Origin of the sequence: Collinsella sp. CLA-ER-H3, assembly GCF_040092425.1 — a bacterium.
Classification (GTDB): domain Bacteria; phylum Actinomycetota; class Coriobacteriia; order Coriobacteriales; family Coriobacteriaceae; genus Collinsella.
This window is the reverse complement of sequence record NZ_JBBNLP010000001.1, coordinates 335,343-355,003: the sequence shown is the minus strand read 5'-3', so window position 1 is coordinate 355,003 and position 19,661 is coordinate 335,343. Positions and strand designations below refer to the sequence as shown.

12 protein-coding genes and 1 pseudogene are annotated in these 19,661 nt (G+C 59.0%); 1 reads left to right on the top strand and 12 read right to left on the bottom strand.

Annotated features, from left to right (window positions below; genetic code table 11):
* The 11 genes and pseudogenes from AAAX32_RS01595 to AAAX32_RS01545 form a co-directional block, all read right to left on the bottom strand.
* Positions 1–309, bottom strand: a pseudogene (locus AAAX32_RS01595) (hypothetical protein); the annotation flags it as partial.
* Entirely contained in the window at positions 310–1,788 is a 1,479-nt protein-coding gene (locus AAAX32_RS01590; RefSeq protein WP_006235244.1) for a class I SAM-dependent DNA methyltransferase, read from the bottom strand.
* A 19-nt stretch (positions 1,789–1,807) separates the two neighbouring features.
* Positions 1,808–4,138, bottom strand: coding sequence for a DEAD/DEAH box helicase family protein (locus AAAX32_RS01585; RefSeq protein ID WP_138113050.1), 2,331 nt, complete (start codon positions 4,136–4,138; stop codon positions 1,808–1,810).
* Between the two features lie 191 nt (positions 4,139–4,329).
* Positions 4,330–5,070, bottom strand: coding sequence for a 3'-5' exonuclease (locus AAAX32_RS01580; RefSeq protein ID WP_204987216.1), 741 nt, complete (start codon positions 5,068–5,070; stop codon positions 4,330–4,332).
* Between the two features lie 449 nt (positions 5,071–5,519).
* Positions 5,520–6,725 (bottom strand): DUF4143 domain-containing protein, encoded by a 1,206-nt coding sequence (locus AAAX32_RS01575; protein WP_338400647.1) that lies wholly within the window; start codon positions 6,723–6,725, stop codon positions 5,520–5,522.
* Between the two features lie 275 nt (positions 6,726–7,000).
* Positions 7,001–8,392, bottom strand: coding sequence for an ATP-binding protein (locus tag AAAX32_RS01570; RefSeq protein WP_349099729.1), 1,392 nt, complete (start codon positions 8,390–8,392; stop codon positions 7,001–7,003).
* Positions 8,393–8,734: 342 nt separating this feature from the next.
* Positions 8,735–11,512 (bottom strand): selenium-dependent xanthine dehydrogenase, encoded by a 2,778-nt coding sequence (gene xdh / locus AAAX32_RS01565; protein ID WP_217108323.1) that lies wholly within the window; start codon positions 11,510–11,512, stop codon positions 8,735–8,737.
* A gap of 12 nt (positions 11,513–11,524) precedes the next feature.
* Complete coding sequence (locus AAAX32_RS01560; protein ID WP_055309382.1) at positions 11,525–12,004, bottom strand: 4Fe-4S binding protein; 480 nt, start codon at positions 12,002–12,004, stop codon at positions 11,525–11,527.
* Positions 12,005–12,015: 11 nt separating this feature from the next.
* Positions 12,016–15,015 (bottom strand): putative selenate reductase subunit YgfK, encoded by a 3,000-nt coding sequence (ygfK, locus tag AAAX32_RS01555; protein ID WP_343011720.1) that lies wholly within the window; start codon positions 15,013–15,015, stop codon positions 12,016–12,018.
* A gap of 148 nt (positions 15,016–15,163) precedes the next feature.
* The gene (gene ssnA / locus AAAX32_RS01550; protein WP_226802699.1) at positions 15,164–16,519 is read right to left on the bottom strand and encodes a putative aminohydrolase SsnA; all 1,356 of its coding nucleotides are present in this window, start codon (positions 16,517–16,519) and stop codon (positions 15,164–15,166) included.
* Between the two features lie 195 nt (positions 16,520–16,714).
* The gene (locus AAAX32_RS01545) at positions 16,715–18,109 is read right to left on the bottom strand and encodes a solute carrier family 23 protein (protein WP_349099728.1); all 1,395 of its coding nucleotides are present in this window, start codon (positions 18,107–18,109) and stop codon (positions 16,715–16,717) included.
* Positions 18,110–18,461: 352 nt separating this feature from the next.
* On the opposite strand from AAAX32_RS01545, the gene AAAX32_RS01540 reads away from it, so the two are divergent.
* Positions 18,462–19,118, top strand: a complete 657-nt coding sequence (locus AAAX32_RS01540) for a PAS domain-containing protein (RefSeq protein ID WP_349099727.1) — start codon at positions 18,462–18,464, stop codon at positions 19,116–19,118.
* Between the two features lie 122 nt (positions 19,119–19,240).
* Here the strand turns inward: AAAX32_RS01540 and AAAX32_RS01535 are convergent, their stop codons facing one another.
* A complete protein-coding gene (locus tag AAAX32_RS01535; RefSeq protein ID WP_349099726.1) occupies positions 19,241–19,618 on the bottom strand; it encodes a RidA family protein in 378 nt (125 codons plus the stop codon).
* Between the last annotated feature and the right edge of the window lie 43 nt (positions 19,619–19,661).

Sequence of the window (19,661 nt, the reverse complement as noted above, 5' to 3'; positions counted from 1 at the left end):
TTCACTAAATCTCGCCCAGGCCCAGCTTTCCGGAATCCCAAACGGAACCTCGTCCGCGATGCACTTGTCGCTCAGAACGCGTCCCTTAGTGTCCACGTGCTTCTCATAGGGGGAGCCATCGGAACCGATATAGATAATGCTCTCCCCGCCCTTCGGGAATTTAGCCTTACCCTCAGCAATAAGCTTATGCTTCTCTTCACGAATACGCTCAAGCAGGACGCTTGCAGGCTCATCACTCGGGTCTTGTGGAACGAGCTTTCCCTCAATCGCCATTTGCAGGATTGAGTTCTTCAGGTCTTTTGCCTTCATCTACGCCTCAATCCCAAGAATCTCGCAAATACGAGCAAGCTTCTGGTCAATCTCGGCATCGAGCTTAGCGCGCTCTTCTTTGTAGTTCCTGATCAGTTCGTCAGGCGGTAAGATCTCCTCTTCCTCGTGAGGATAGCCGCACACGTCAAAGTTAAAACCGCCGTCTCGCAACTCGTCAACCGTATAGTACTTGGCCTTGGGATTGCCGTCTTCCTCGATATCCCGACGGTTCTCCCACCATTCCTTTACAGGTGCAAAATGTTCGATCCTAATGGGCTTGGTCTTAGAGAAGTGTTTATACCCCTCGGGCATGTCCATGCGATAGAACCAAACGCCCTCAGAGGCCCCCGTATTATCGAAGAACAGAACGTTAGTAGTGATGCTCGTGTACGGAGCGAAAACACTCTGTGGAAGGCGCAAGACAGTATGCAAGTTCATGTCCTCAAGCAGGCGACGCTTGATCTCCGTCTTTGCACTATCCTGGCCAAAGAGAAAACCATCCGGAATGATAACAGCAGCGCGGCCGCCTCGCTTGAGACGATAAAGAATGAGTCCAAGGAATAGATCTGCGGTCTCGGAGCTACGGAGTGCAACAGGGAAGTTGTTTTGCACCGATGCACTCTCGGACCCGCCATAGGGCGGGTTCATAAGTACGACGTCAAACTGGCCGTCAGGCTTGTGCTTCCACTCGCGAACATCCTTCTCGAGAGAGTTATCGTGAAAGACTTCAGGATTATCGATATCGTGCAACAGCATGTTGGTCACGCACAGCAGGTAAGGGAGCTGCTTCTTCTCGATGCCGTAGACCGATCTTGCATAGAGTTCACGATCGGCTGGAGTCTGAACCTGGGAGTCGAGAATCTTGAGGGCGCTCGTCAAAAAGCCGCCCGTGCCACACGCGAAGTCAGCCACAGTCTCGCCGAGCTTGGGCGCAAGTGCCTGGGCCATAAAGTCAGTCACCGCTCGGGGCGTGTAAAACTCGCCGGCATTACCCGCGGACTGTAAGTCTTTCAGGATGGTCTCGTAAATTTCACCGAAGGCGTGGCGCTCTTTGTACTCGGTAAAATCAACCGACTCGTCAATCTCGTTGATGACTTGACGAAGTAGAATCCCATCCTTCATGTAGTTGTTGGCGTCAGTAAAAGCAGCCTTGACGACGACGTGTCGCAAAGGCGCATCAGGTGCAAGCTCAAGACTCTCAAGAGTCTTGAATAGATCATTGTTCACAAAGTCGAGAAGCTCATCGCCAGTAAGCGCCTTGCCGTCTTTCGCATCGTGCGCCCAGCTATACCAGCGCAGGCGCTCGGGGATGATGGACTGATAGGAGTCATCGTGAAACTCCCACTCCTGCTCCTTGGCATCGTAAATCTTGAGGAAGAAAAGCCAAGTCATCTGCTCAATGCGCTGCGCATCGCCATTGATGCCGGCGTCTTTGCGCATGATGTTCTGCAGGGTCTTTACGAGAGATCCCAGTGCCATTTGCTATCGTTACCTTTCTCTATGCGATGTAGAGCTCGTCCTCGAGCATCTGCGCTGCCTGAATGTACTGTTGTTTGCCGCCGAATGCGGCGACGATCTTCATTGGGCTGCCAAACCGACGGAATTCCTCGAGGTCGAGGACGTGGGTGTCGTCCAAGTCTACGAGGTTCGACGTCGCATATTTGTCGAGAAGCGCTTCAAGGACCTCACGCGCGACGCCGGCATACTCATAGAGCACGCCCTTTTTCTTGACACTATTGGCTCTCTCGCTGCGCGTAAGAGGTCTCTGGTCGTAAGCAATGTGGCAAATGAGGTCAAAGTCGCTCATTTGCTCCTGTCCAGTCTCGAGCCGCAGCTCATCCAGGAATACGCCACGCGCGCGCAGCTCATCGATAATCGCTTGTTTCTTATGTTCAGAGTTCCACGCCGCTAGGAAGTGGTCAAGAGTGTCGTATTCGCCGAGAATGTTTTTTCGCGTATAGTCCTTAAGGCTCTCAGTTACAAGAAGGCCATCGGAGGAGTAATACTGCACCATCTCCGACACTACATAGACGTCGGCCCCATGAACGTGATATTTCACATGGGAGGACGGATCGTCCGGCGGCAATACGGGTGGGTCTACGATCGGAGACGGAGGCGGAACGGGACTGCCGCCATTGCCGCCGGGACCCGGATCCGCAATGGGGTCACCCGGATTAGGCTCAAACACAACAACAGGTTCGCCATCAAACTCGGGATCTGCAAACAAACGCGATGCGTCACGAAAATCGAGGATGGTGAAATAGAGTTTGTCGTAGTCCTCACAGATACGGGTTCCGCGGCCGATAATCTGCTTGAACTCCGTCATTCCGTGCTCACCGAACTTGTTGTCGAGCACGACTACCTTACACGTCTTGCAATTAACACCAGTGGTGAGAAGCTTCGAAGTCGTAACGATGGTCGGGTATTTCTCGTCGGGGTCGATGAAGTTATCTAACTGAGCCTTACCTTCCCTGTCGTCACCCGTAATCTTCATGATGTAGGTGGGGTGATCTCTTACGATATCGGCGTTCTCGTTTACAAGGGCACGTCGCATATTTTCGGCATGCTCGATGTCAACGCAAAAGACTATGGTCTTGGAGTAACGATCCGTCTCCTTTAGAAATTGAGTTATCCGCTTGGCAACTTCCTCGTAGCGCTCTTTGATGACAATCTCGCTGTCGAAGTCTTGCTTCTCGAAAACACGTTTGGGCAGAGCTTCGCCGCGATCATCTATGGTGCCTTCCTCAGTACGGTATCCGTAAATGTCGACGTTCAGCTTAGGACGAATAACTTTATACGGGGCGAGAAAGCCATCCTCGATTCCCTGTTTAAGGGAGTAGGTGTAGACAGGTTCGCCGAAGTAGGTAATGTTTGAAACCTCTTCAGTCTCCTTTGGCGTAGCCGTCATACCGATTTGAATTGCACAATTGAAATACTCAAGTACCTTACGCCATGCGGAGTCCGCCGCGGCGCTTCCGCGATGGCACTCGTCGACGATAATCAAATCGAAGAATTCCGAGTCGAACTCGCGGAATATTTCTTCACCGTTTTCTCCAACAAGCTGTTGGTAGAGCGAGAAATAGACCTCGTAAGCAGAATCGAGCTTTCGACCTACGACCTTGGTTGTAACCCTCTTGAGAGGCTTGAAATCGCCGTCTATGGTCTGATCGACGAGAATATTGCGGTCCGCCAGATAGAGAACCTTACGAACCTCGGTAGTCTGTCGCAAGCGATGAACGATTTGAAAAGCCGTAAAAGTCTTTCCCGTTCCCGTTGCCATAACGAGCAAGATGCGATTCTTACCTCGCGCAATAGCTTCAAGCGTACGATTGATGGCGATGCACTGATAGTAGCGAGGATGATTGCCGCCGTGCTCCTGGTAATACGGAGCGGTCACAATCTCCTGGCTATACGGATGTTCAAGCCCCTTAGCTTTTGAGTATCGTGTCCAAAGTTCCGCCGGAGTGGGAAACTCGTCCATGGCAAGAGCGCGCTCTTTCCCGGTAAGAAAATCGTGCTCAACAAAACCCTTTCCGTTTGAGCTGTACGCAAACGGAATATCGAGCAGCTGGGCATATCCCATCCCCTGTTGGAGACCGGCATCAACGGTGTGCTCCGTATCCTTAGCCTCGACGATTGCGATAGGGATGCCCGGAGCATACATCAGAAGGTAGTCAGCCTTCTTCTTGTCTTTACGGGTGACCATACTTCCGCGCACAACAATCTCGCCACTGGTAAAGAAATACTCAGTGAAGACTTGGGTATTGCGATCCCACGACTTCATAATCGCAGGATCAATGAGTTTAAGCCGTGTGTCAGACTCGTTCATACGTCTCGGAACCCCTCATTGCGCAAAGCGACAGCTATTGATGTTGAGTTGATTAATTTTATCATCACTATGCAATCTAGCAGCCGCTTTATACTAAATGAGACGAAGTAAAGTCAGCCCCGTGAGAAAGCTCCAAAGAAAGCAAAATGAGCCCCGTTGACTTGAGTCAGAGGTCATTCCCGGAGCCCCGCCTACCTCCCCTCCGCCTTCAGCTTCAGCAGCAGGTCGCCCAGCTCGGGGCACTTGTTGGAAAGGCGCATCTGGGCTCGATCGCCCATCCTCCACCGCTGGCGGATCTCCTGAGCACGCGGACTCACGCGATAGTCCCCGTCCATCACCTGCTTGAGCAACTTGGCGGTCACGCGCGCGTCGGCTAGGGCACTGTGGGCGTGACCCGTCGACTCGTCAAACTCGATGCCAAACCACGTCGCCGCGTCATTCAAAGAGACGCACTCGTGGCTGCCCACGTCCATGATCGAGGTGTAAAACGCCTGCAGATCGGCCCAGTCCGTAGGAAATGCGGCAAGGTCGATTTGCTTTGCCTGGCACTCGGTCATAAGCTGTCGACGGTCCGTCCCGCTCCAGCAAACTATCTGGGCGGAGTAGCGGCCGATCCAATCGCTGAGCCTTTTGATCACCATGTAGAGTGGGTCGGCCATCGCGGTGTCCACGGCCGATATACCTGTGAGCTCGCGGACGGGAAACGCAACGCCTTCGGTAAATTCCGTCTGCACAAACTGCGAGAACTCGCCCATAACGTTGCCGTGGTAATCGAGCTTGACGGCGCCGACCTCGATAATCTCATTGCGCAGTCCACGGCGCTGGCGCTGCTTTGGCACCGGCGCAAACTCAAAGTCCAGCACAATCTGGCGCGCAAAGTTCGTCGTGTCGATAGCCGAGATACCCGGCGTCTTTTCAGCTGACACGGTCATGGCCTTTCTCCGTCAACTGCCGCTTGCTACATAGGCGGCTACATTGCCGTAAGGATAGGCGCCCGCGCGGACATGAAAGCGGGGCGCAATACCATGCGCCAAGCACACGCCATGCAGACGGCCCCAAGAGAGTCGCCCGCTCTATTCAAATGCATGAAAAAGATTGAGGCCCGGTGACTTGAATCAGAGGTCATCCCGGGCCCATCAGAGCTCACAGAGCTCTTGGTTGCTTTGGTCTCGCTCTTCACGGCGCTTATCGAACTTTCCGAGGCACTCAAGCAGCATTCGAAGCATAACAAGTCGCTGCCATTAAGGCACTGACCTCTTGACCAAGCAACGGCGCTGCCCAGCTATCACCCTTGGGCTGCCGTCAACTTTATTCTATCCGCGAGCATCTGGTTTACCAAATGGATTTTCGGTAAAGGAAGCACGGCACGCCCGCAAAACCACTACGCCCCAAGTGCCGCCATGGGAATCACCGCCACGCCGTCGTCGCGTGTGTAGGCAATGCTCCCCTTTCCAACCACGACCGCCAAAAACGCCGGCGTGGCATTCTGGGCGGCAGGATTGGAGAGCACTTTCCTCTCCAGCGCCTTGAGATTTCTCGCTCCATCGTCTGCTTTCGCATCACTCAGCTTGACCTCGATGGCTCCCCAGCGCCCGTCGTGCTCAACGATCAGATCGACCTCAAGGCCCTTCTCATCTCGGAAATAATGGACACTGTTGTCGACACCGCCGTAGGTGGAAAGGAACACGCGCACGTCGCGCAGGACGAGATTCTCAAAGAGCATCCCCAGCGTTTGCATATCGCCAAGCAGCCGCTCAGGGGTAGCCCCCAGCAACGCCGCCGCAAGTGACGGGTCACAGAAGTAGCGCTTGGGGCGCACGCGAACGCGGGCCTTCGAGCGCATGGGCGGCTCCCATCCGCACAGGTCCTCGGTCAGCTTGAGCCTGTTGAAGAGGTCCAAGTACGCAGCGATGGTCCTCTCGTCGGGGCCCGCCTCACCGTACGAGGCGTCCTTTACGAGCGTCTTGTACGTGACAGCCTGGCTCTCGTTCATGGCAAGAGCTCGCAAAAGGCCGTGTGCAAGCTCAGGCGACATGCCCTCGTCCAGCACGTTGACGTCGAGCACCGAGTGCACGTACTGGCTTGCCGTCTCTCGCGCAAGATCTTCCGAAAGCCCAAGATTTGCAGGCCAACCGCCCCTGCAGCACCAGCGGGCGACGTCATCCACCGTGCTCTCGCGACGCTGAGGGGCAAAATCCTCGCCCTTAAAGAGGCTTGCCAGTGACACGAGCGGCTCGCCGTCGCCCGACTCACACAGGGCCATGGGGCGCATTGACAGACGGGCGATCCTACCCGTGCCGGAATGACGAACATGGCTGCGCTCCTCGCTTTTGAGCGCGGTCGAGCCCGTGAGCAAAAGTGTCCCCCGTTCGTTGCCGCTCGCGTCCACGAAACGCCGGGCGGCATCCCAAACCTCGGGCACCTCCTGCCATTCATCGACCAGGTGTGGCGCATCGCCGATGAGCGCCAGGCTTGGGTCGACCTCTGCCGCCGCACGCTGCGCAGGCTCATCGAGCCTGGAGACGCTCGCCGAGCGAGAGAGCGCCGTCCAGGTCTTGCCGCACCATTTGGGGCCGTTGATCTCCACACAGCCAAACGCCCGCATAAGGGTGTCGAGGCGCTCCTCTATGAGCCGGGGCCTATATCCCTTTTGGGTCAATCTCTTTGGTGCATCCATAGACGGCCGTCCCTCTCTATCACGCGATATGCGAAATTACGCCATTCTCAATGCTGATTTTACGCTACTTTCAATGTAGTTTTTACGCCATGACAGATGTAGTTTTTACGCCATTTTCATTGAAGGTTTTACGCTTGGCATCCTTAGCGCGACCCATTCCGAGCATCACATCAGAGCGTGCTTGGTTATCTCCGCTCGCACATCTCGGCAAACGAAATCAGCTTGGCATCTCCCCTGCTCGCCGCAGCTTCCTGACATCCTTGCGTAAAGCCTCGCTTCGAGAAGATCGCATAGCTTTTGTGCTGCCGCCTAAAGAGCTCGCTTCGATGCACGAGCTTTTGCAGCACGTCTTCGCCCACCGGTTCATTGCGCCATTTGCATTCCGCAAACAGCGCAGTGCCCTCGCCATCGTCAACAATCAAGTCGATTTCTTCCTGCGTATGCGTGCGATTATCCGTCCCCCACCAGCGCCCAACGCTTGCCGGAACCACATCAAGCTGGCCCGCCCGCGCGAGTTCGTACACGTATTGTCTGCATATAAGCTCAAAGACCGTACCCATGTAATCCGATACGTGCGGCTCAATGCGCTCATACGCCATCTCGGCCATATCGTTTTGAATCAGCCCGATGTTCTGCGGAACAAACTTGTACCAGAACCTAAACATCTGATCGCTCAGCAGATACACGGCTCGCTTATTGCTCGTCTCGTTTAGGGGCAGCTCGCGCTCGACAATCCCAAGCGACGCCAGCTTATCCACATAGCTCTTTACGTTGCTCGCAGGGATTCCCGTAGAGCTCGCAATCTCCGAGATCTTCGAGCGCCCCTGGGCAATTGCTTGCACGATCGCATCATATTGCTCGGGATTGCGGCACTCCTGCAATAGCAGGTTACTCGGCTCCTCAAAGAGATAGCCCGTAGGAGTAAGAAAAAGACGTTTGATGTTGTCCTTGAGCGGTGCGGCAGGATCGACTTTCTCGATATATGCAGGAATGCCACCCGTCATGCCATAGCAAACTGCAGCGTCTTCGCGACCCATGCTCTGCCACAGGCCGAGGGTCGTCATAAAATCGAGCGGCATGATCTTAAACTGGGCCGTACGCCTACCGTATAGCGGACTCTCGTAGCCCAACACCTGCTCTTCCATAAACGAAAGCGACGACCCGCACAGGATAAGCATAAGCTTGGTCTCTTTGTACAAGTGATCGATCTTGTCTTGCAGCAACGAGCTGATCTCGGGATTCGATTGGGCGAGATAAGGATACTCGTCGATCACGACAATCAAACGTTCCGTACGAGCCATGGTAGCCAATGCATCGAACGCCTCGTCAATACTACGAAACGACACGCCAGCAACACCAACGGAGCCCGCAAGTATCGCCTGGCTAAAGCCATGCAGGTTTGCCTCTGCATTGGTGCGACGAGCTTGAAAGTAAATAGCCTTCTTGCCTTGGATAAACTCTGTGATAAGGCGCGTTTTACCCACACGACGGCGGCCGTAAATCACAGGCATCTCAAAGGAGACCGTGCCATACAGTCGATTGAGCTCGGACATTTCCGCTGTTCTTCCGACAAACATAGACCATCCTTCCTTTACGTTATAGCTAGCTATATTATACCTTCCTATAATATAGCTAGCTATAACGTAATTCGACAAGCGGCGCACACGAAAGGGGCGGTACACCACCGCACGTGGACCGTTCCGGAAAATGCATCCCGTTCTGGAGCCAAAAACTGGGCCGTAGTTTCCGCCAAGCATCCCATCCGGAAAGCGTGTCCCGTTCTGAGCGCCAAATCCGGGACGCAGTTTCCACTCCAAACAAAGGGCCCCGGCTCGCGATGGAGCTGGGGCCAAAGGCGCAGCATATGCAGTTGGTGTTGAGCGCGAACAGCCCGTCAGCAATGCTGTCCGCACCCTACCCTACCCGCGGCGACGGGCGCGGCTGTAGGGCGTATCCACCATGGGCAGATCTGGACGTAGTTTGCCGTCAAACGCGCGGTAGGCGTTCTGCACGGCGGGCGCCGTGGGGATCGTTGCGATCTCGCCGATGCCCTTGCCGCCGTATGCCACGGGCAACAGCTCGTCCTTCTCCACGTAGATAGCGTGGATATCCGGAATCTCGGGTGCACGGAACAGCCCGAGCGTACCGTACCTTGCCTGGGGCACGCAGTCCTTGAGCGGCCAGTCCTCGGTAAGTGCGTAACCCATACCCATGAGCACACCGCCTTCGATCTGACCCTGGATGGAGATGGGGTTGACCACCTTGCCGGAATCGTGCGCGGCGTAGACCTCGCTCACGCGGCCGTCATCATCCAGAATGACCACATGCGTGGCAAAGCCGTAGCAGATGTGGCTCTTGGGATTGGGAACGTCGGCGCCCAGTTTGTCGGTCGGCTCCAGGTACACGTAGCCAAACTCGCATCCCTCGAGCGCCTTGATGGCGGCCGCGGGATCCTGAGGGTGCATACCCTGGCCGGCGACGAGTTCCTGCGTGTGCAGCTGATAGGCGCGGCCGTCGTCATACTCGATCTTGACGCCGTCGCCATGCGCACTCACGGGAGCGGCGGGCGCAGACTTGCCGGCCTCGATATCAAGCATGGCATCGCGCAGCAGGAAGGCGGCACCGCGCACGGCCTCGCCGGTCACGACCGTCTGACGCGAGCCAGACGTGGTGCCGGAGTCGGGAGCGTTCTCGGTGGAGCACTCGCCGTTGGCGATGCAGCGAAGCGGCAGGCCGCATGCCTCGGCAACGTCTTGCAAAAAGACGGTGTTACAGCCCTGGCCAATGTCGGACGTGGCGGCATAGACCACGGCCGCGCCGTTCTCGATGCGAATCTTGCAGCGGCCGGCATCGGGCAGGCCCACGCCCACGCCGGCGTTCTTCATGGCGCAGGCAATGCCGGCGTGTCCGGGATGCGCATAGTAGGCATCCTTGACCTCGAGCAGTGTCTCCTTCAGCGCCGTGGAGCAGTCGGCAATCTGACCGTTGGGCAAAACCTCGCCCGGCTCGATGGCGTTGCGGTAGCGAATCTCCCACGGATCCAGGCCGACCTTCTCGGCCAGCAGGTCGATTAGGCTCTCGAGCGCAAACTCGGACTGGCAGACGCCAAAGCCACGGTACGCGCCGGCGGGCGGGTTGTTGGTGTAGTAGCCATAACCGCGAATGTCGGTGTTCTGGTACTTGTAGGGGCCGACAGCATGCGTGCAAGCGCGCTCGAGCACCGGGCCGCACAGCGACGCGTAGGCGCCGGTGTCAAAGTTGATCTCGCAATCCAGGCCGGTAAAGTTGCCCTCGGCGTCGCAACCCAGCGTAAAGGTACCGTCCATGGCATGACGCTTGGGATGGAACGCGAGCGACTCGGCACGCGTGAGCTTGCACTTCACAGGACGCTGGAACTTATAGGCAGCAAGCGCGGCCAGGTGCTGGATCGAAACGTCCTCCTTACCGCCAAAGCCGCCGCCCACGAGCATGGTCTCGACGACCACGCGCTCGGGTTCGCTATCCCAGCCAAACATATGGGCACACTCTTTGCGCGTGTCGTAGGCACCCTGGTCGGTCGACTGCACCTTGACGCCGTTCTTGTACGGGAAGGCAACGGCGCACTCGGGCTCCAAGAAGGCATGCTCGGTAAAGGGCGTGGTAAAGCGCTGCGTCACGGTAAACGCGCTCTCTGCCAGCGCCTTGGCGGCGTCGCCGCGCGTCACGTGACGGCTCTGACACACGTTGTCCTTGAGCTCCACCGTGTTGCCGAAGGCAAAGAAGCTGTCATGCAGGCGCGGGGCATCGGCGGCCCTGGCCTCGACAATGTTGCGCACGGGCTCCAGCGGCTCGTAGTCAATCTTTACGAGCTTCTTGGCCTTCTCGAGCGTCGCCTCGTCCTCGGCGACCACCAGCACGATGGCATCGCCCACGCAGCGGGTGATATCGCCCTGAGCGATCATGACGTCCCAGTCCTGGATAAGGTGGCCGACCTGGTTGACCGGCACGTCCTCGGCGCGCAGGATGCCCACTACACCGGGCAGGGCCTCGGCCTTGGAGGTGTCGATGGAGAGCACGCGGGCGCGCGGATACCTGGAGCGCACGGCGCTGGCATAGGTCAGGCCCGGCTGATCGAGCTCGTCGATGTCGTCGGGATACTTGCCCTCGCCGAGCACCTTCTTGCGCACGTCAATACGGAAGGCGCGCTTGCCCACGCCGTAGTCATCGCCGCGCTCCAGGTCCTCGTCGATCTGCTTTTCGCCGCGGAGCACCGCAGCGGCCAGCGAGATGCCCTCGATAATCTTTTTGTAGCCGGTGCAGCGACAGACGTTACCGCGAATGGCGTACTTGATCTGCTCCTCAGTGGGCTCGGGGTCCTCGGCGATGAGCGCCGCACCCGCCATGACCATGCCGGGAATGCAAAAACCGCACTGCACGGCGCCCACGGCGCCAAAGGCGTACACAAAGGCCTCGCGCACGTCCTCGGGCAGGCCCTCGACGGTCACGATGTTGCGGCCGGCGGCAAGAGCGGTGGTCAGCACGCACGCCTTGACGGCCGCACCGTCCACATGAATGGTGCAGGTTCCGCAGGCGCCCTCGGAGCAGCCGTCCTTGGCGGAGTGAATGTGCAGGTCGTCGCGCAGATAGCGCAGCAGTGGCTTGTTCTGAGTCGTCGTGCACTCGACGCCGTTAACGGTAAAAGTGAATTCCTGTGCCATGGTGATTCCCTTCTACACGCCGGCGGCGATGCCGGTGCGGTCGTGGATGGCGCCATGCGGGCAGACGACGGCGCACATGCCGCACGACAGGCAGTCCACGCCGTCGATATGGGCGCAGTTGTCCTCGATGCGGATAGCGCCGGCAGGGCACTTTTTGGCGCACATACCGCAACCGATGCAGCTCGTGTCGCAGACCTTGCGCGCAATGGCGCCCTTATCGGTGTTGTTGCAGCGCACCAGAATGTTCTGGTAGCCGGGGACGAAGGCAATCACGCGCTGCGGGCACGCCATGCCGCACAGGCCACAGCCCGTGCACTTGGAGCGGTCCACGCGGGCGATGCCATCGACCAGCGCAATGGCGCCGTGGGGGCAGGCCGTGACGCAGGCGCCACAGCCAATGCAGCCTTCGCTGCAGTGGGCGTCGCCGCCTGCGGAGGCGCAACCGCTTCCGCAGGCAACGTAGGCCACGTTATGTTGAATGGATTTGGCCATAAGAGACTCGCCTATTTCTTAAGAAGGTACGAATAGTTGTCGCGCACAGCCCTGATGGTCAGGCGGACGGCCTCGGGAAGACCGGTGTTGACGGCATCGACCGAGACGGTGCGGACCGTGCCGGCGACGCGAACCTTAAAGTGGTCCTCGTCCACGGCCAGGAAGCCCTCGTTCTCGGAGTTCTCCATGTCCTCCTCGCTCCAGAACAGGGTGAGCTTGTCCTTGTAGGGACGACCCTCCTGGTAAGGGCAGAACACGGCGCAGTTGCCGCACTCATTGCACATGCCGTCGACATGGACGACCTGATGCTTGGCCAGGCCCGGCACCTTAATTGCCACGTTGGCGCGGTTGGGGCACACGTCGCAGCAGACCTCGCACACCGAGCCGCAGCCCAGGCAGCGGGTCTTGGTGCAGTTGCGCTTGTCGCGGCACAGCGACCCCTTGCGCTCGTAGCAGGTGTCCTCGCGGCCGGCCTGAGCATTCTGGTCGGCGTACTTGTTAAAGTCCACGCCGGCGATGGCACGGGCAACCTCGGCGGCATCGGCGATGGCCTCGACCACGGTGGCAGGACCGCGACGGCAGTCGCCCGCAGCCCAGACGCCCTCGACGCCGGTGGAGGTGGCGGCAAGGCGGCCGCGACGGTCGTGCTCGACGCCCGCGGCATCGTACAGGCTGGCGTCGATGCCCTCGCCCACGGCGCAGATCACCGTGGTGGCGGGAAGCTCGACGGTCTCGCCCGTGGCGACGGGGCTGCGACGGCCGCTTGCATCCGGCTCGCCAAGCTCCATAACATCGCAGGTCAGCACGGCGCCGTTGAACGCCTTGGGCGCCAGCAACTCGCAGAACTCAACGCCGTCGGTAAGAGCAAGATCGAGCTCTTCCTCGTCAGCGGGCATCTGCTTCTTGGTGCGGCGATACACCAGGCGCACGTTCTTCACGCCAGCCAGACGCTTGGCCACGCGGGCCGCGTCCATGGCGGTGTTACCGGCGCCAATGACCACGACGTCCTCGCCCAGCTCGAGTTTCTCGCCCTTCTTGGCGGCCTCGAGGAACTCCAGCACGTCGAGCTCGGCACCCTCGCCTAGGCCCGCAGAGCCGGGCATCCAGGCACCGGTGGCCACGACCACGTCGGTAAAGCCCTGGGCCTTGAGCTCGTCAATGGAATCAACGCGAGCGTTGAGCTGCACCTTGGCGCCAAAGGCCAGGCAGAGCTCGGCATCGTGGGAGATATCGTCGCTCGCGATGCGGAACTCGGGAATCACGTGACGGACCACGCCACCGAGCGAATCGCGGGCCTCAAAGATGGTGACGGGCACGCCGGCGCGCGTCAGGAAGAACGCCGTCGCCAGGCCGGCCGGGCCGCCGCCGATAACGGCAACGTTGCGCTCACCGTCGTTGGCGATGGCCTGGGCGCGCAGCTTGGGCAGCACGGCGGTCATGGCCTCACGGGCGGCCTTGAGCTTGCTGGCGCGAATCTGGGCACCCTCGGGCTCGTAGAACGCACGCTCGCAGGCACGACCGCAGGGATGCGGGCAGATGGTGCCGGTAATAAACGGCAGGGCGTTGCGCTCGATGATGATGTTGAGTGCGTCCTCGTAGCGGCCCTCGTCAACAGCCGCCAGATAGGCGGGAATATCCTGTTGGATGGGGCAGCTCGTGCGGCACGGCGTGGTAAAGCAGTCGGAAAGCGGGCTCTTGCCGGCGACCTTGCGGTCGGGCAGCGGACGCAGCGGCTTCTTGTAGAGCGGGTTGGTGAGCGAGTCAGCCTGAATCGCGGTCACAGCCTTGAGAGAGACGCCCGCGAACGGCTTGCCGTTCAGATCGCCAAATTCGCCGGCCATCTGACTAAAGCGCTCGTAGCCACCAGGCTTGAGTACGTCGGTCGCCAGGGTGACGGGCCAAATGCCGGCATCGTACAGGGCGCGGATGTTGTAGACCGTGGCACCGCCGGAGTAACTGATGCGCAGCTTGCCATCGAACTGCTCGGTAATGCGACGGGCGGCCTCGATGGTCAGCGAGAACAGCGAACGGCCCGACATGTACATCTCGGTGGAGGGCAGCTCGTTCCTCGTCACATCGACAGGGAAGGTATTGGTGAGCTTGACGCCAAACTCCAGGCCGCGCTCGGCGCACAGGGCAATCAGGCGCTCGAACATGGGCACGGCGTCGGCCCACTGCAGGTCCTCGCGGAAGTGCGTGTCATCGAAGACGATGTAGTCAAAGCCCAGCTCGTTCAGACGCTGGCGGGCAAACTCATAGCCCAGCAGCGTGGGGTTGCACTTGATGTAGGTGTTGAGACCCTTCTCGGTAATCAGATAGGTCGCGATGCGCTCGATCTCCGCCGGCGGGCAGCCATGCAGCGTGGACTCGGTAATGGAGTTGGAGACGCGCGCCGGGATGGACTCGACAAACGCAGCATCGACATGCTCAAACTTGTCCAGGTTAGCGAGCGCCCACGTGCGGCACTCGTTCCAAACCTCGGAGCCGCTGGCGTCCTTCATGCCCTCGATGTAGGCGTCGACCTTGGGGCTCTTGATGCCCTCCAGGTCATAACCCACCGACATGTTAAAGACAAAGCCGTCCGGGCTGCCCAGGCCGTACTCGCGAGCGATCAGGTGGCAGGCGAACCATGCCTTCACGTACTCGGCAAAGGCCTGCGGAACCTCGAGCTCGGTCGACCACTCGCAGTTGTAGCACTCGTCCTGTGCCACGATACAGGGCTTGTTAACGCACTTGGAGAGCTCCTCGCCGTCCATAACCTGAACGGTCTTGAGCTCAAAGAAACGAGAACCGGCCACGTAGGATGCCACGATGTTCTGGGCCAGCTGCGTATTGGGACCGGCGGCCGGGCCAAACGGAGTCTCGATGCGCTCGTCAAAAATGGGAAGCGCGCCCTCCTGGTTGGTCGTGACCATCTTGCGCACGCCAAAGATGGCGCCCTGAGTCTTGTGCTCCTCGATGATCCAGTTCATCAGCTGCGAAAACGGGATCGGCCTCATGATGTCGCTCATAATGAGCTCCTCTCTGTAACGCCCGGCGAGACCGCGCGGCGGGCGCAAATACGGTGTAGCGCTAGCACAGCGCCGGCGACCCCGCGGAGGCCGCCTATACGCGCGCCGGATGCGGCGAAACATCCGACGCGCGTGAATCTACTTGTAATTAGTAGGCGCGATCGTTGAGCGTGCTCCAGAGCTTCTTGGACTCGGCCATGGTCCACGCGTTGATCTTGTCCTCATCAATGCCAACGAACTCGCGATCCTTGTACAGGACGCGGCCGTTGATGATGGTGGTGCGGCAGTTTTTGCCCATCATGCCAAAGAGCATGTGGCCGTCGATGTTCTCCTCGCTCAGCGGCGTAAAGGGCTTGTAGTCCATGACGATGACGTCGGCGGCAGCGCCGGCCTCGAGCACACCGAGCTTGCGATCGAAGTACTTGCTGGCCATCTTGGCGTTGTTCTCGAACAGCATCGTCATTGCCTCGCACCAGCCCACGTTGGGCATAGCGGCGTTGTGACGCTGAATGATCAGGAAGACCTTGAGGCTCTCGAGCATATCGTGGGTGTAGGCGTCGGTGCCCATGCACACGGGGATGCCGCGGCGGAAGAACTCGAGCACGGGGGCGCAGCCCACGGCGTTGCCCATATTGGATTCGGGGTTGTTGACGAGCCAGGTGCCGGACTCCTTGACGATATCCATCTCGGCAGGCGTCACGTGGATGCAGTGGCCCAGCATGGTGTCGGGACCCAGCAGGTTGTGCTGCAGCAGGCGCTCGACGGGGCTGATGCCGCCGCGGTTGAGGCGGGAATCCCACACGTCGTTCATGCCCTCGCACACATGGATGTGGAAGCCGGTCAGGCCGTTGTTGGCCTCGGCCATCTTATCCATGGTCTCGTCCGAAAGCGTAAAGGTGGCATGTCCGCCAAACATGGCGGCGATCATATGGTTGTCGTTATCGCGACGCTCCTTGGCGGCCCACTGGGCAAATTCGGCGTTCTCGGCAATGGCCCGGTCGCATTTTTCCTGGCCGCGGCGATCGGAGACCTCGTAGCACAGGCACGAACGCATGCCCAGCTCCTGAGCTGCGTCCTTAATGGTAAAGAGGCTACCCGGGATCTCGCAGAAACTCGCATGGTGATCGAAGATCGTGGTGACGCCATCGCGGATGGAGTCCAAAATCGTGGCATAGGCGCTGGCCTTGGTGCCGTCGAGCGTCAGGTTGTCGTCGATCTTCCACCACTGCTGCTCAAGATTCTCCAGGAAGTTGGTGGGGTTGCAGCCCTTAATGGCGAGGCCGCGGGCCAGACCCGAGTAGATGTGGGTGTGGCAGTTGATGAGTCCGGGCATGATGAGGTTGCCCCGGGCATCGACGTACTCGGCATCCGGGTACTTGGCCTTGAGCTCGCGCTCGGGGCCCACTTCGACGATCGTATCTCCGTCAATGGCGACCGCACCGTTTGGAATGAACGGGGCCTGAGCGTTGCGGGTAAAGACGGAACCGTTAGCGACCAGAAGCATGGATGCTCCCTTCAACATCAGAGGCGGGGTTTGACACCTCTGACATGGCGGAGTGCGAAGCGCCGGCCTACACCGGAAACGGGCCCTCTCCCGTCAACGCTTCACCAAAGGGACAAACCCTTTGAAGTGCGGCTTGGTGCCGCATGGCGTCGGCGGACGAGGCGATGCGTCCGCCGACGAATAGCACCGAATTGGTTACTTCTTGCTCTCGGGCAAGACCAGATCCACGGCAGCGTCCTTGGCAGCATCGATGTGCTGAGCCACGACCGGCGTCTGCGGAAGGATCAGGTTAAGGACAATGGCCATGATGGCGGTGGGGGTTACGGCATTGGAGCCGATGACGGTGGACACCCAGGCGGGCATACCCTCGCCGGCAAGGCAGCCGCTGGCCATCCAGATACCCAGGCCAAAGACGACGGAGGTGCCGACGATGGTGGTAGTGCGCTGCGTGAGGCCCTCGCGGGTGAACATGCGCACGCCGTTCATGGTGATGGTGCCAAAGACGCCGACGGTCGCGCCGCCGATGACGGGCTGCGGGATAGCGGAAAGGACGGCAGAGAGCTGCGGGAACAGACCGGCGATGGCAAAGACGGCCGCAATGATCACAAAGACCCACTTGTTGACGACCTTGTTGGAGCAGATGATGCCCACGTTCTGGCCAAGGGCGCTGGTGGGAAGACCGCCCAGCAGGCCGCCGACCATAGAGGTGAGGCCCTGGGACACAATAGCGCCGGAGAGCTCGCGCTCGGTGGGCATACGGTCGATGGAGCCCAGGCAGGCGGCGGAAACGTCACCGATAACCTGGATAGCAACCATGGGGAACACGACGGCGAGGGTAATGCAGACCTCGGGATCAAACTCGAGCGCGTAGGGCATGAGCTTGGGAAGGGCGAAGACCTGAGCGGTGGCGACGCTGGAGAAGTCGATCATGCCAAAGGGGATGGAGACGATCATGCCAACGATCATGCCAAAGAACACGGATCCCAGCTTGAGCGCGCCCTTGCCAAAGTTGGCGAGCGCAAAGACCACGGCGAAGGTGATAAGAGCGACGCACCAGGCCTGCGGGGTGCCCCACAGCGGCGTACCCATACCGCCGGCCATATACTTGACGGCCGTGGGATACAGCGAAACGCCGATGGAGAAGATGACCGTACCGGTCACGACGGGCGGGAACAGCCACTTGATCTTGCTGTAGGCCAGACCAAAGAGGACCGCGACGGCGCCGCCGACGATCTCGCCACCCAGCAGCGCACCAAAGCTAAAGCCCGAGGCACCCATGGCCTGCAGGGCCGGCAGGAACGCGAACGAAACGCCCATGACGATGGGCAGGCCGCCGCCGATGCGACGGAAGGGAGCGAAGGCCTGAAGGGCCGTGTCGATCGCCGAAAGAATGAGCGCGACCTGGATGATGTCGGTACTCTGCTGGCTATTAAAGCCGTAGACGCCGGCCATGATGACCGCCGGGGTAATGATGCCGGCAAACGATGCCAGTACGTGCTGAAGGGCACACGGGATCATTTCCTTAACGGGAGGCATGCCTTCGCGAGTGAACAGGGCTTCAGTGCCGTTCGTAACCGTCTCCTGGGTCATTTGACCACCAATCCTCGAAGTAGTTGTTTTCGCATCTAACGCTCTATTGTGACGCAGTGCGGGGTTGAGGTTGTGCCTTCATTGCATATCGTATTAAAGATGATTCTCATTCTCAATAATAATTTTTTGTTATCAGACTATTCTTCAGCTGAAATAACGCATTTCCGCAGGTCAGGAAAGTGTCTTGTCAAAATAACATCTAACTTTTCTTTTGGTCAACCGTTTACCGCTAAATTCCTACCGTTCGTCTGCATTACGCAATGTACCTGCGGATATACGAGATGATGGGCAGCGTGTTACCATGAGAAAAAATTGTTATGAACATTTCCGATTTCACCCAAAGGAGTTGCCCGTGAACGAGACCGTACGTCGCTTTTTGCCGATGGTCGATTTTCTGGAGCAGATACTCGGCAAAAACAGCGAAATCGTGCTGCACGATTTCTCGGATCCCGACCACGCCATCGTCGATATTCGCAACGGCATCGTAAGCGGCCGCAAGGTCGGCGGTCCCGCCACCGATCTGGCACTCAAGATCATGCACGACGCCAAGTATCGCGACCTGCCGTTTATTACGGGCTACGAGGGGCGCGGTGCCGGCGGCAAGACGTTGGAGTCAGCGACGTACTTTATCCGCGAGAATGATGAGATCGTCGGTATGCTCTGCGTCAACACCGACCTCTCGACCGTGCGCTCCATCAACGTCATGGCGCAGCAGCTCATGGCCTGCTTCGACGCGGCGCCTAGACAGGCGGAGCCCGCGTCTATCGAGGTCGAAAGCCTTTCGGAGTCTACGCAGGAGCTCATCGACCGCAGTATTGCCGAGCTGCTGAGCGCGCGCGGGCTGGATGTAGCGTCACTTGGCCAGAGCGACCGCGTGGACGTCATTCGCCACCTCAACGGCAACGGGGTATTCATGCTCAAGGGCGCCGTGGCCTGCGCCGCCACCGCGCTGGGCATCTCGGAGCCCAGCGTCTACCGCTACCTGCAAAAAGTCCGCAAGGAAGGCTAAACGTTAACCCTTGGGGACGGAGGGAAACGGATCATTTTTGTCGCATCGCTTGACAAAAGACCCTGCAGTTCACAGTCACTGCAGGGTCTTTTTGCATGTCATGTTCAGTTGTTGCCAACGTCTTAGAGAGCGGCGACGACCTCGATCTCGACCAGACCGCCGGCCGGAAGAGCGGCAACCTGGAAAGCGCTGCGCGCGGGGAACGGAGCCTCGAACTTGGAGGCGTAGATCTCGTTCACGGCAGCGAAGTCGGCGATGTCGGCCAGGTAGACCGTGGTCTTGACGACATCGGCAAAGGTGGCGCCGGCAGCGCTCAGCAGGGCCTCGACGTTAGCAAGGGACTGCTTAGCCTGGGCCTCGACGCCCTCGGGCATCTTGCCGGTTGCGGGGTCGATGCCCAGCTGGCCGGACAGGAACACCATGTTGCCGGTCTGGATGCCGGGGGAATACGGGCCGATGGCTGCAGGTGCGTTATCGGAAGACACGACGGTCTTGCTCATGTTTATCTCCTTACGATCAATTGAGAGAGCGTGAGCGCGGTGT